At 45.7% G+C, this 12,475-nt stretch carries 11 protein-coding genes; 1 reads left to right on the top strand and 10 read right to left on the bottom strand.

The genetic code is table 11. The features are described from left to right. Positions 1-127: 127 nt before the first annotated feature. On the top strand, positions 128-865 hold the full coding sequence (locus tag MHH56_RS03080) for a methyltransferase domain-containing protein (RefSeq protein WP_339206539.1): 738 nt from the start codon (positions 128-130) through the stop codon (positions 863-865). 1,198 nt (positions 866-2,063) lie between these two features. Here the strand turns inward: MHH56_RS03080 and MHH56_RS03075 are convergent. From MHH56_RS03075 to MHH56_RS03030, 10 genes are all read right to left on the bottom strand, one after another. Beyond that, entirely contained in the window at positions 2,064-2,933 is an 870-nt protein-coding gene (locus MHH56_RS03075; RefSeq protein ID WP_339209481.1) for a pentapeptide repeat-containing protein, read from the bottom strand. 272 nt (positions 2,934-3,205) lie between these two features. Next, the gene (locus tag MHH56_RS03070; protein WP_339206537.1) at positions 3,206-4,261 is read right to left on the bottom strand and encodes an ABC transporter substrate-binding protein; all 1,056 of its coding nucleotides are present in this window, start codon (positions 4,259-4,261) and stop codon (positions 3,206-3,208) included. Between the two features lie 25 nt (positions 4,262-4,286). After that, complete coding sequence (locus MHH56_RS03065; protein WP_339206535.1) at positions 4,287-5,150, bottom strand: ABC transporter permease; 864 nt, start codon at positions 5,148-5,150, stop codon at positions 4,287-4,289. Next, on the bottom strand, positions 5,150-5,944 hold the full coding sequence (locus MHH56_RS03060) for an ABC transporter ATP-binding protein (RefSeq protein ID WP_339206534.1): 795 nt from the start codon (positions 5,942-5,944) through the stop codon (positions 5,150-5,152). The genes MHH56_RS03065 and MHH56_RS03060 overlap by 1 nt, the downstream gene beginning before the upstream one ends. A 531-nt stretch (positions 5,945-6,475) precedes the next feature. After that, complete coding sequence (gene map, locus MHH56_RS03055; RefSeq protein ID WP_339206532.1) at positions 6,476-7,228, bottom strand: type I methionyl aminopeptidase; 753 nt, start codon at positions 7,226-7,228, stop codon at positions 6,476-6,478. A 448-nt stretch (positions 7,229-7,676) separates the two neighbouring features. After that, the gene (locus MHH56_RS03050; protein WP_076268380.1) at positions 7,677-7,865 is read right to left on the bottom strand and encodes a hypothetical protein; all 189 of its coding nucleotides are present in this window, start codon (positions 7,863-7,865) and stop codon (positions 7,677-7,679) included. Positions 7,866-8,046: 181 nt separating this feature from the next. Then, positions 8,047-8,268: a hypothetical protein gene (locus MHH56_RS03045; protein ID WP_076268381.1), complete on the bottom strand. Its 222-nt coding sequence runs from the start codon at positions 8,266-8,268 to the stop codon at positions 8,047-8,049. A 138-nt stretch (positions 8,269-8,406) separates the two neighbouring features. Beyond that, a complete protein-coding gene (locus tag MHH56_RS03040) occupies positions 8,407-8,835 on the bottom strand; it encodes a PaaI family thioesterase (protein WP_076268382.1) in 429 nt (142 codons plus the stop codon). Positions 8,836-8,840: 5 nt separating this feature from the next. After that, positions 8,841-10,625, bottom strand: a complete 1,785-nt coding sequence (locus tag MHH56_RS03035; protein WP_339206531.1) for a long-chain fatty acid--CoA ligase — start codon at positions 10,623-10,625, stop codon at positions 8,841-8,843. Positions 10,626-10,640: 15 nt separating this feature from the next. After that, on the bottom strand, positions 10,641-12,428 hold the full coding sequence (locus tag MHH56_RS03030; RefSeq protein ID WP_339206530.1) for an acyl-CoA dehydrogenase family protein: 1,788 nt from the start codon (positions 12,426-12,428) through the stop codon (positions 10,641-10,643). Positions 12,429-12,475: the final 47 nt, after the last annotated feature.

The raw sequence follows: 12,475 nt of genomic DNA, 5'->3' as shown, positions 1-12,475 counted from the left end.
TATTATATTAGGTAAGTAATGCGTGTTTAACATAGAGCATTAGTGTAAAGCCAGGTTTATTGATAAATGAGTAAAGTTCAGTTAGCATGTTGGTGAAGGCTATTTTAGTATATGGGGGTACAATGGAATGAAACAAAATAAATATGATGATTCAACTTTCTTCTCACAATATAAGGAAATGGCTCGTTCCACCCATGGACTTGAAGCTGCGGGAGAGTGGCATGTATTCAAATCCTTACTGCCAGACTTAAGTGGTAAAAGCGTGCTTGATTTAGGCTGCGGCTTCGGCTGGCATTGCCTCTATGCTCGTGAACAGCAAGCAAGCTCAGTCGTAGGTGTTGATATTTCTGAGAACATGCTGCAAAAAGCTCGGGAACAAACGAATGACGCCGCCATTACTTACATACAAATGCCAATTGAAGATATCGCATTCTCAGATTCTCAATTTGATATCGTTATCAGCTCATTAGCTTTTCACTATATCGAATCCTTTGAGGCCCTGTGCAAAAAGATACATGCTTGTCTAAAGCCGGGAGGCTCCTTCATTTTTTCAGTGGAGCACCCTATATTCACTTCCCGTGATGAACAAGATTGGCATTATGATGACCATGGAAACCGTCTGCACTGGCCAGTTGATCAATATCAGTCAGAAGGCTTACGCAAAACCTCCTTCCTAACCGATAATGTGATTAAATATCATCGCACCGTTTCAACATATATGAATGACGTTATTAGCGCCGGCTTTGAGTTAAAAGCTATTAAGGAACCAATGCCTTCGGAGGAAATGATGAATAACCCGCTGATGTTTGATGAGAATCGCAGACCAATGTTCCTGATTATCTCAGCGCAAAAAGCTTCCAACTAACATAGAAACATTGCAACTATAATGCGACTTAATCACCGATTGTTTCAATTCTTCGGTGTAATCGGCGCTTGGATCGCGTTGGCTTCACCCTATCGAGTTCAGATGGTGTTATTTACACAATATTACCTTCAAACGTGTGGAAAATCACCGCGGTATAAGCGGCAAATTTTTGCTAACGAACTCAGACCACGTTATTTACACAAAATAGCGTTCAAACGTGTGGGAAGTCGCGAAACAAGCGGCACGTCGTGGCTAACGAACTCAGACGGCGTTATTTGTGGCTTTTAAGACCAATTTGTTTTCTAACGAACTCAAGTCACGTTATTTACACAAAAATGCTTCCAAACATGTGGGAAGTCGCGAAATAAGCGGCATGTCGTTGCTAACGAACTCAGATGGTGTTATATGCCACTTTTAAGACCCACTTCTTTTCTAACGAACTCAAGTCACGTTATTCACACAGAATAGCGTTCAAACATGTGGAAAATTGCAAAATAAGCGGCGCTGAGTTCGTTAGATTGAAAAACAGGCAAATTTATCGCAAATAAGGTGTCTGGTGTTCGTTACGCGATTGTAGAATTTAGAATTCATCTTTGAATGATGAGGGTTGACTCTGAAGCATTCGTTTTGCAGATTGTGTCCTAACATTCAAACATGTGGGAAATCGCGAAACAAGCGGCACGGCGTTGCTAACGAACTCAGACCACGTTATTTTCCACTTTTGAGACCAATTTGTTTTCTAACGAACTTAAACCACGTTATTTACACAGAATAGCGTTCGAACATGTGGAAAATCGCAAAATAAGCGGTGCTGAGTTCGTTAGATTGAAAAACAGTCAGATTTATCGCCAATAAGGTGTCTGGTGTTCGTTACGCTTGTAGCATTCAGAGTTCATCTTTGAATGATGATGGCTGGTTCTGTGGCATTCATTTTGCAGATTGTGTCGTGTGGTTTGCGGTTTGCGGTTTGCGGTTTGTGGTTTGCGGTTTGTGGTTTGTGGTTTGTGGTTTGTGGTTTGTGGTTTGTGGTTTGTGGTTTGTGGTTTGCGGAGGCAATTGTTCCATCGGCAACAAACCAATTAAAAGTAAAATGGCTGCCTAACGGCAGCCATTCGTATAATCAGGTCAACCAGAATCTTCTGGTTGGCCTTTTTAATATAATGTGCAATAGCACACTTGGACATTATTCGTTCATTTTCTATGCTAACCAGTGTGCTGGACGAGTAAGCGTCGGCGGAATTTTTGTATCTGCATTCCCTTTGGCTGCGTTAAGCTGAAACTGCGTGAGAAAGAGACTTTTTGAGAGGTTTGCACCACTGAGGTCAGCGTCTCGAAAATCAGCTCCGATAAGGTCAGCCGCTCTAAGATCAGCATCTCTGAGGTCCGCAGCAATCAGATAAGATCCCCTTAAATTTGCTCCGATAAGATCAGCACCTCTAAGCTTAGCTCCAATGAGATCGGCGCCTCTTTCGTAGTTCTTCTTACGGCCTCGAGTGTTACTCTGCTTATTCGTGCGAAGGGCTTCCTCGCGTACAAGCTCACTTGCTTTAAGAAGCAGCTTGTTGATTTCCAAACGATGTGCTGTCACATTCAATTCCACCAGTGAATTTGGGTTCAGGCGAGTGAACCGTTCTGTCTCTTCGAGCATAAATCTAAGTTCATCGTGAATCGATTGTGTCGTTTCCAGTGCAAGTGCCTCGTTTAAATACCAAAGCAGCTCATAGAGTTGCCGCATGACCCGGAATACCTCGTACATTTGCTCCGCGGTATCTGGTACCTGCCGCCAATCTTGTCCGCCATAGGTCACCTGAGAAACCTGTTGTCCAGCTCCAAAACAATCGTAAACTGTACAACCTTTAAATCCCCGCTCCCTAAGACTTTGATGAATGCCACAGCGAAAGTTCGATTGCAAATTGCTGCAGGGCTGACCCGCATCTTTATCGACTGCAAAGTCTATAGAAGCTATGAACGGCAATGAAACACAGCATAAACCAAAACAATTCTCACAGTCAGCGTGCAGACTGCCTCTATTCCATTCAGGAATGTGTTGTGAAAATTCATGTATCACAGACAAAGCAAGACCTCCTAACCAAGACTTGGTGCAGTTAATTGAACACTTTTCTATATAATCAGATTGCATTTATTCCAGTTCTTATATCCTATTACTGTAAAATCCTTCAGTCAATACCGACAGCGCCACATGTGCACGGAAAAAATTATTTAAACTAAACTTTACCAGAATATCAGAAGTTTCGTATCGAAAAGCTATATTCTCACATGAAAAAAGGATACAGATCACGGCAACGTGTCTGCATCCCTTTTTATAATTCTATCCACTTATCATTTACCAGTCAAAAATTCCGTCGTGAATATCTCCTTGGCGTCGAACTTATTTTTGAGCAGCCCTAGATCAGCAAGCTGATTGATCAGCGTCGACCAACGCTCCTCTGTCATATAGCCAAATCCATGCTCAGCAGCATCCCCGCCATAAACAAATTCCTTCTGAGCTTGATCCTCAAAATCGATCGCATCAAGATCGATATTTGGGTTAGCTGCATGAATAGCAGCATTCACTTCCTTAGAAGTATCCTTATAGGACATCCAGCCCTCGGAGAAGGCAGCGACAAAATTTCCAACAGTCTCTTTATTTTTCTCCAAATACTCTTTTGTGACGAACAAGACTACATTGTATGGATTATAACCAGATTCGGAAATAAGCAATGTTTTTGTTTTTACGCCTTCCTTCTCCATGAAGAACGGCTCTGAAGTTAGGAATGCTTGAGTGACCGATTCTGGATCAGCAAGAAAATTGACATGTTGGCCGGTGTAGGTCATTTCTTTTGCTCCGCTCAAATCATATTTGCTCTTCAAAAAGTCCCAATACGTAATGCCCGGCTGAATAAATACGGTTCTGCCATTGAGGTCCTCGAAGCTATTTACCTCCGCACTTTCTTGAAACATGAACGCTTGCGGACTGCCTTGAAGCGCCGCTGCTACGACAACCAAATCAATCCCCTGATTTTTGGCGATAACGATTTGGTCCGCATGAGCAAGACCGAATTCCGCTTTTCCAGAAGCGACGATTTGCACAGCCGAAACCTGCGGGCCTCCCGGCTCAAGCGTAACATCAAAACCATGCTTTTCAAAAATCCCCTGCTCCTTGGCCGCATATACACCGCCATGCTGTGCCTTCGGGAACCAGTTCAGAACAAGCTTTGCTTTCTTCGTTTCTACAGGAGCTTTGGGCGCTTCTGTAGCAGCCGTTTCTGCAGTTTGTGAATTCTCTGTTGTACTTGCCGGTGTGTTATTTCCAGACTTCCCTCCACATGCTGCGAACAAGACCATCATTATCGTTAGCGATAAAGCAACTCCCCCGAATTTCATCCATTTCTTCATTTTGTCTCTCCTCCACTTTTTCTATTTATTTTCTTGTCTTCATCGCGGACTCATGCCATGAGCCCAGTACTCGCTTAGCGATCATGCTGACGATGAGATAGAAGCTGATGCCTAAAATAGCTGAAGCAATACCGCAAGCAAATAAAAAAGGTGTTTTCATCTGTACAGCAGCTATCGTTATGGCGTAACCGAGCCCGCCTTTGCCGCCCCCGATTCCCGCCACATACTCCCCTACAATGACTCCGACAATCGATAGGGTACACGATATTTTCAAACCAGCCATGATGTAAGGCATTGCAGCAGGTAAGCGAAGCTTCCACATTTTTTGCCACTTTGACGAATTGTATAGCGTGAACAACTCATCCATATTGGAATCCACTGAATTTAATCCCATTAATGTATTGGAGACAACAGGGAAAAATCCGATTAAAAAGGAGATAACAACGATAGAATTGTAGCCGGCGCCAAACCAGATTACGACAAGCGGCGCTACAGCAACAACGGGAATGGTCTGAAGAATAATGGCGTATGGATAAATGCTTCGCTCCATAATGAGAGAGCTGGCCAGCAATATGGAGATGAAGATACCGATCACCGCGCTAAGCAAAAAGCCTACTACCGACTCCAAAACAGTAATGCGCACGGCTTCCCACAAAATAGACCAGTCCTCGATTGCTGCTTTAAACACATCTGTCGGTTTAGGGAAAATAAAAGGTTTCATGCCAAGCCAAGCAGGTATGAGCTGCCAGAGCGCCATGACAAGAACAAAGGCCACAATCGGTCCTAGATAATAATGTTTGAATGTATATCCGAAATTTCGGCTTGTTTTCTTCACAACAACGGGCGTCTCAAGCTTAGGCTGCAAGGTTTCGAATGATGAGATCGACATTAACCCAGCTCCTTCCGAAGAGTGCCATGCTCCAAATAAGTTGAGGCAAGCTCAACATATTTACCGAAATCCCGCTCGGTTCGCATGCCAAGCGTTCTTGGATAAGGCAGCCGCACATTAATTAAAGCAGATAATTTTCCAGGACGTGCCGACATGACGGCAATCTTGGAGGATAGCAGAACCGCTTCAAACACATTGTGCGTCACGAACAAAACAGTCATTTTCTCACGTTCCCATATATCAAACAGCTCCATTTGGAGGGTTTGCCTTGTAATTTCATCTAGCGCTGCAAAGGGCTCATCCATGAGCAGGAGTTTTGGCTTCGCTGCTAAAGCGCGGGCAATGGAAACTCGCATTCTCATGCCCCCAGAAAGCTGCCTTGGATATGCTTTAAAATGGTCCTTTAAACCAACCATCTCCAGCACTTGTTTGGCCGCTTCTTTATTTTCTTTCATATTTCCACCTCTGAGCTCCAGAGGTAAAATGACATTGTCCAGCACAGTGCGCCACGGCAATAAATTAGCTTCTTGGAATACATAGGCAATATCGTTCGACTCACGGATCAGCTGCTTCGGCTCCTTGCCATTTACCAGCACACCACCAGAGGTAGCCTCCTCCAGCCCCGCTACCATTCGAAGCGCAGTAGACTTTCCACAACCAGACGGCCCTAGAAAGCTGATAAACTCTCCCTCTTTTATGGAGAAATGAACATCACTTAACGCGATGGTTCCAGTATTATATATTTTACTTACATGGTTAAAGGCTACGATTTCTTTCCCTGCCGCATCATTCACATCGTCTCCCCCTTTTCCGCTTAACAATCGTCAGATGATATTGGTTTTTATGTTAAGTTATATGACATATTATCATTCGAAATACCTAGGAACAATAGCTAAGTTAGCTAAAATTGGGCGCACATTATTGTGCAATCCAAATAAAACTAACTTAAATGCGTTATATTCATGGTGATCACAAAGTCATTCATGTTAGAAAACCTAACTTAAACTGACCATTTTTATAAAATGTAAACAAAAAAAGTGATCATCCAAAAAAAATCAGATGATCACTTCAAAATAATTAGCAGCATTAACATGTTCAATATGTGCGTTGATTGTGGAGATGGACATGATTTCTATCCCCACTCTTCTTTCCGCTCGCGTTCCACAGAAAAGAACTCTTTATTCATGACTGCTTTGGCATTATCATTGAATTTAAGTGGCAAACATTCAGCCAACGCACGAAAATAGGCAAACTAAAAAAGCCGAGCAGCAGTTAGATCCTGCACAGGCTCGACTTTTGGTTATGTTTAGTTAAAATTAATATCATTATTCCCAGCGGGTCAACACGATTGGACCTTCCTTCGTAATCGCCACGGTATGCTCAAATTGCGCCGCCCATGCCCCATCTCTAGTCCGAGCCGTCCACCCATCCTGTGCTATATATACGTCGGCTCTTCCTGCTGTAAGAATCGGCTCTATCGTTATCACCATGCCTTCTTCAAGCAAAATCCCCTGACCAGGCAAGCCATGATGCATCACCTGAGGAAATTCATGCATACTTCTGCCGATGCCATGACCAACAAAAGCTGTTACTACCTCAAAACCAGCTCTTTCCGCTCTTCTTTGAATCGCGTATCCGATGTCTCCCAGTCGATTGCCTAGCACAGCTTGCTTTATTCCATCTTTTAACGATTGCTCTGCTGCAAGGAGCAGCTTTTCTGTGGCTATATTCGTCTTGCCAATCGCATAGGTCCATGCTGAATCAGCCTTCCATCCGTCCAATTCAGCCACCATATCAATCGTAACAATATCACCGGCTTCCAGCGGCTCAGAATCTGGAAAGCCATGGCAAACAACCTCGTTAACGGAGGCACACGTAGCAAATGGATATCCTTTGTAGCCTTTCTGCGCCGGAGTTGCCCCTCGATCCAGCATGAACCGTTCAACAAACCGGTCAATCTCCTGCGTGGTGACACCCGGCGCTATCCGTTTCGAGAGCGCTTTGTGACAGGCAGCGACAATACGGCCAGCTTTACGAATGCCCCGAATATGTTCCTTTGTCTTCAAATCCACTGCCATGTGTGTACGTACCTCCTTAAGGTTTTACGTAGTAAAATCCACTTCGAAAGCATAAGCCTAGGTTTTACGATAGTAAAATCCACTTCGAAAGCATAAGCCTAGGTTTTACGATAGTAAAATCCACTTCGAAAGCATAAGCCCAGGTTTTACGATAGTAAAATCCACCTCGCAAACATATCCCGCCTATGACAACGAGTAGATTTGTCTATGTATAACTTATTCGAGAAAAGGGAGACACATGCCCATCAGATATGGCGAAATTATGATTTGAAGGGGTAAATATTCGTTGCACTCGCGAGTGACCAAAAAAATCTGGGGTTAGCAGGAATGGTGCTTAATCCGCTTTTAGAAAAACCTAGCATCCTAAGTTTGCACGTCCTGTAAAAAACAAAAAGACTTTGCATCCTGCCTATAGACAGTTTACAAAGCCGTATCCTTCATGATGAGTCTAGCTGACCGAGGAGTTGATTCTGCACAATTCATTTTCCACCAATGTCGTTAATTCATCTTCGTAGCCCCCGGTAATCCGGTACTTTCGAATATACTCTTTAACAAATTTACGCGGGTCCTTGGGTTGAAAAATTCTCGTGAGTTCTTTCAGGCTTTCCTTGACTTCATTCTGGCTATGCTTCGCCATGAAATCTCCTCCCCTTTACGTTGGATGGTCGTCCTAAACAGCATTATACGAGACCGCATGCGGCGGTTACACCGCAAGAACCCCCACTCGGTGCAGGCAACTCCATGGCCAATGAGTCACAATGTTCGCATTTTTCTTACTATTATAACATTTAGGTTCAGAATATGAAAGTTAACAATTATTAATCTCTTGGCGCGGCTTTTTTGGATTTGGGCGGCTTCTTATGCTCAGAATCCCTTGCGGTTGTTATGCTAATTACGTTTGGAGGCGAGACATCAGCTGACTGGTGAGACGTAGATGAAAGCCGATCTTTACGAAACATTCTTAAATATGCGATCACGCCAATAATGGCGACCAAAATTCCGAATGCTAAAACCAATGTCGTTACCCAGCCCTGAACCATGTCCTCGCCTCCTTCCCATATTACTTTTATCGGTATATTACGCTTAATTATTAGTTCTGTTCCACTCGAGATATTTTTCCATAATTAGGTATTATTATATCGTACCAGAAGCAAGCAATCAACTTACGAAAATGTGAACTAAATGATCCGATACGCACCAATTCCGCAAACGAGCAGCTTGCCTGCGTCATCCTTGACCTGTGCTTGCAGCGTCAGTGTACGTTCCGTTCGGTGAACCAGCTCTGCTTCGCAAAGCAGCACGCCGCCTTTGGCGCTGGCGAGAAATTGTGTGTTCAAATTTGCCGTTACCGCGCTTTTCTCAGGTGCTGCTAGCATAACCACAAGCCCCATCGCATTATCCATCAAAGACATCAGCACTCCGCCGTGAACGATGTTTAGCAGATTAAGATGCCGCTCAGTTGCATCCAGGCATATGGCCGCTTTGCTTGCGTTTGCCTGCACGATTTCACAGCCAAGCAATCCCCAAAAGGTAGCTTGCGCACGTTCTGCGAGCCTTGTCAGATGACCAGCTTGATCTGCCTGTTGAACAAACCAATCCTCATCCATACCGCTCACTCTCCCTTCTTCTCCGCCTTTCTCGCCTTTTCAGCCTCCGCCTCCTCCTCCTGCAGTTTTCGACGAAGCACTTTTCCGACCATCGTTTTTGGAAGCGTTTCCCTAAAGGAATAGTGGTGTGGCACCTTATAGGAAGCGAGCCGCTCTCTGCACCAACGGTCAAGCTGACTGCTTGATACTTGCCAGCCCTCCTTAAACACAATAAAAGCTTTTACCGTTTCGCCTCTGTACTCATCCTTCACACCAATCACTGCCGCTTCCCTTACGGCCGGATGCTCGAACAGTACCTCCTCCACTTCACGAGGATAAATATTAAAGCCGCCAGCGATAATAACATCCTTAATTCGATCCATAATCGTAAAATAACCATCTTCATCCATCGTAGCAAGGTCGCCAGTATGGAGCCAACCATCCCGCAATACCTGATCCGTTTCAGCAGGCTTATTCCAATATCCTCGCATGACCTGCGGACCGCGAACAATTAACTCCCCAAGCTCACCGATAGGCAATCTCTCACCGCTCTCAGGATCAATCACTGCCGCATCCGTATCCGGAAAAGGAATGCCGATCGTGCCGATTTTGCGTTTCTCCCATACCGGGTTGGCATGGGTGACGGGAGAAGATTCCGACAAGCCATAACCTTCAACAAGCCTTCCGCCAGTTAAAGCTTCGAACTTCTCCTGCACCTCTAGCGGCAAAGCCGCTGATCCGCTTACACACACATTAATAGAAGAAAAATCGATTTTTGCCGCGGACTTATGATGGATGAGTGCGACATACATTGTTGGCGCGCCTGGAAAAATGGTAGGTTTCTGCTGATTAATCGTTTGCAGTACCGTCTCTACTTCGAAGCGCGGAAGTAATATAAGCGTTCCCGCACGAAGTACCGACATATTCATTAATACCGTTAATCCAAACACATGAAACAGTGGCAGCGCCGCTAAAAATCTCTCTTTAGCATCCTCCGCTTTATAGCACCAAGTAGATATTTGTATCGTATTGGCAACGAGATTGCGATGAGTCAGCATCACTCCTTTTGGCGTTCCTGTTGTGCCGCCTGTATATTGCAGTGCCGCGAGATCAGACCCTTTTGCCGAATCAGGCAGTCTCATATCCGTATGCTTTGCTGCAAGCAGCTTCTTATAAGAAACGACGCCAAAGCTGCCATATGGAATATCTGCGCGAAAGCCCTCTTTTCGCTGTTTAAGAGGATAAAGCAAGTTTTTCGGAAACGGCAGCCCATCCTTAATCGATGTGATGATCGCATGCTTCAGCTGCGGCAGCGGACCCGACTCCGGCTGCTTGCCTCGAACCCGAGACAAGCGTGCATAAAGCAGATCAACCGTAATGACAGCAACAGCTCCGCTATCTGCAAGCTGATGCTCAAGCTCCCGCTCCACATAAAGCGGATTTGTCTGAACAACGACACCACCTGCAAGCAGCACCCCATAAAAAGCAGCCACTGCTTGTGGGCAATTCGGCAGCATGATTGCCACCCGGTCTCCTTTGGCTATGCCAAGGGAAAGGAGACCATGAGCGAGATTAACTGCATTTTCGTGAAGCTCGCGGTATGTTAATATTTTGCCAAGGAAATGAACGGCAGGATGATTTGGATGATGATTAGCCGCATTTATTAAAAACTGAACGATACTCTGATCGGGATAGTGCAGTGAAGGTGATACCTCTTTCGGGTAATGTTGAAGCCATGGGCGCGCTTGCTCTTCAGATTGAGTGGACGGTTGCTCGGGCAAAGACGGATCTTCCGGTCTGAGCGAATCCATTCATGCTCTCCCCCTTCACACGACATAATGCTCACTGTTAATGACACGAGCGGCAATTGTTCGCTTCAAAGCAACCGTATCTGAGATAGGCGCGCGCATCAGCTTTTTGAGGACGGACAGCTGCATCTGCAGCCCGTCTCCCGTCTCTAGCGCAGCAAGTGCCAGCTTAGCTAGTGACTCAACCCGCTCCATGGCCTCCTGCACAAAAACTGTCGTCATCGCTAAAACATTTTCCGTCTTTTCCGAAGCGACTCCGCGGCTAGCCTTCCATATTTTTTGTGAGCGCAGCAGTGCGCTTTCCATGGCGAAGATGTTGATCATAAGATCTGCAAGAGAACACAGCACCTCTTGTTCCTGCTCCAGCCGCAGTCCCAGCTTCTGAACAGCAAGCCCGCCGATGGCGAGGAAGATTTTTTTCGCTTGACCTACGCGGAACGCTTCTTTGCTAAGCGGCTTTTCAAGAGGCGGAATCGGCATCGGCTGCAGCAGCTCTGCTTGCAATGAACGAGCTTTGCGCAGCAGCGGGAGCTCGCCCTTTAACGCTTTTTTCATCAGCGTGCCAGGAATGAGCATCCGATTAATTTCATTCGTGCCTTCAAAAATCCGATTAATTCGCGAATCCCGATAAATTCTTTCTACCTTATACTCGCGAATATAACCGTAGCCGCCATGAATCTGCACCCCTTCATCCGCTACAAAATCAAGCGCCTCAGATGCAAAAACCTTTATAATCGAGCATTCAATGGCATACTCTCCGATTGCCTTAGCGACTGTCATGCCTTCAACTGCCGCCCCGCCTTCTTCCGTCGTCCGCAGCATCGAATCGATCCAGCCCGCAGTTCGATAAACCATGCTCTCAAGCACATAAGTACGAATGTTCATATCAGCCAGCTTGGCGCCTATTAACGGATAGGAGGAAATCGCCTTCCCAAATTGCTTCCGCGTATTGGCATAGGCCGATGCAAGCTCAATGGTCTCCTTCGACGAACCGAGGCAAGCTGCTCCAAGCTTAAAGCGTCCTATGTTCAAAATGTTAAATGCGATTTGATGCCCTTTTCCAACCTCCCCAAGCACGTTTTCAACCGGTACCGCCACATCTTCAAAAAATAAAGGGCGTGTTGAAGAACCCTTGATGCCCATCTTATGCTCCTCCGGTCCAATACTGAACCCCGGCATGCCTTTCTCTACAATAAATGCTGTAAAATACTCACCGTCTACCTTCGCATAAACGATAAATAAATCAGCAAAACCTGCGTTTGTAATATAGAGCTTTGATCCATTAAGAACGTAGTGCTTCCCATTTGGCGATAATCTTGCCGTCGTTTTCGCCCCTAGCGCATCCGATCCCGATGCTGGTTCAGTTAAGCAATAAGCAGCGATGCGCTCCCCCGTTGCAAGTGCCGGGAGATACGTTTCTTTTTGCTTTGGTGTTCCGAAAAAAACGATCGGCAGCGTGCCGATTCCCGTATGAGCGCCTACCGAAAGCGCAAACGAGGAGGATCTTGCCAACGTTTCTGCGAGCAGCGTCGTGCTTACCTTGTCGAGCCCTAGCCCGCCGTAAGCCTCCGGCACATCTGCGCCCAGCAGGCCAAGCTCACCTGCTTTGCGCATCAGCTCTACGGTCAGATCATAATTTAAAGCTTCCAGCTCCGCATCGCGCGGCGTTATTTCCGCATCCATGAACTGCTGCGCCGCATCCGCCATCATTCGTTGCTCTTCCGTAAAATCCTCGGGCGTCACGACCGATTCCGGCACACTGTCTTCCACGACAAACCGACCGCCAAAACGTATCGTCTCCGTCATGCGCAGTTCTCCTTTCAGCCAACCGAATATTTTATTTCAGGATGCTG

This window comes from Paenibacillus sp. FSL K6-3182, assembly GCF_037976325.1.
Lineage (GTDB): Bacteria > Bacillota > Bacilli > Paenibacillales > Paenibacillaceae > Pristimantibacillus.
Note: the sequence above shows the minus strand (reverse complement) of the source record. Positions and strands in the feature narration are given on the sequence as shown.

Excerpts from the sequence above, each read along its gene's own strand:
- MHH56_RS03080 (WP_339206539.1), top strand. The coding sequence starts at position 128 with ATGAAACAAAATAAATATGATGATTCAACTTTCTTCTCACAATATAAG.
- MHH56_RS03070 (WP_339206537.1), bottom strand. The coding sequence starts at position 4,261 with ATGAAGAAATGGATGAAATTCGGGGGAGTTGCTTTATCGCTAACGATA.
- MHH56_RS03065 (WP_339206535.1), bottom strand. The coding sequence starts at position 5,150 with ATGTCGATCTCATCATTCGAAACCTTGCAGCCTAAGCTTGAGACGCCC.
- map (WP_339206532.1), bottom strand. The coding sequence starts at position 7,228 with ATGGCAGTGGATTTGAAGACAAAGGAACATATTCGGGGCATTCGTAAA.
- MHH56_RS03050 (WP_076268380.1), bottom strand. The coding sequence starts at position 7,865 with ATGGCGAAGCATAGCCAGAATGAAGTCAAGGAAAGCCTGAAAGAACTC.
- MHH56_RS03045 (WP_076268381.1), bottom strand. The coding sequence starts at position 8,268 with ATGGTTCAGGGCTGGGTAACGACATTGGTTTTAGCATTCGGAATTTTG.
- MHH56_RS03040 (WP_076268382.1), bottom strand. The coding sequence starts at position 8,835 with ATGGATGAGGATTGGTTTGTTCAACAGGCAGATCAAGCTGGTCATCTG.
- MHH56_RS03035 (WP_339206531.1), bottom strand. The coding sequence starts at position 10,625 with ATGGATTCGCTCAGACCGGAAGATCCGTCTTTGCCCGAGCAACCGTCC.
- MHH56_RS03030 (WP_339206530.1), bottom strand. The coding sequence starts at position 12,428 with ATGACGGAGACGATACGTTTTGGCGGTCGGTTTGTCGTGGAAGACAGT.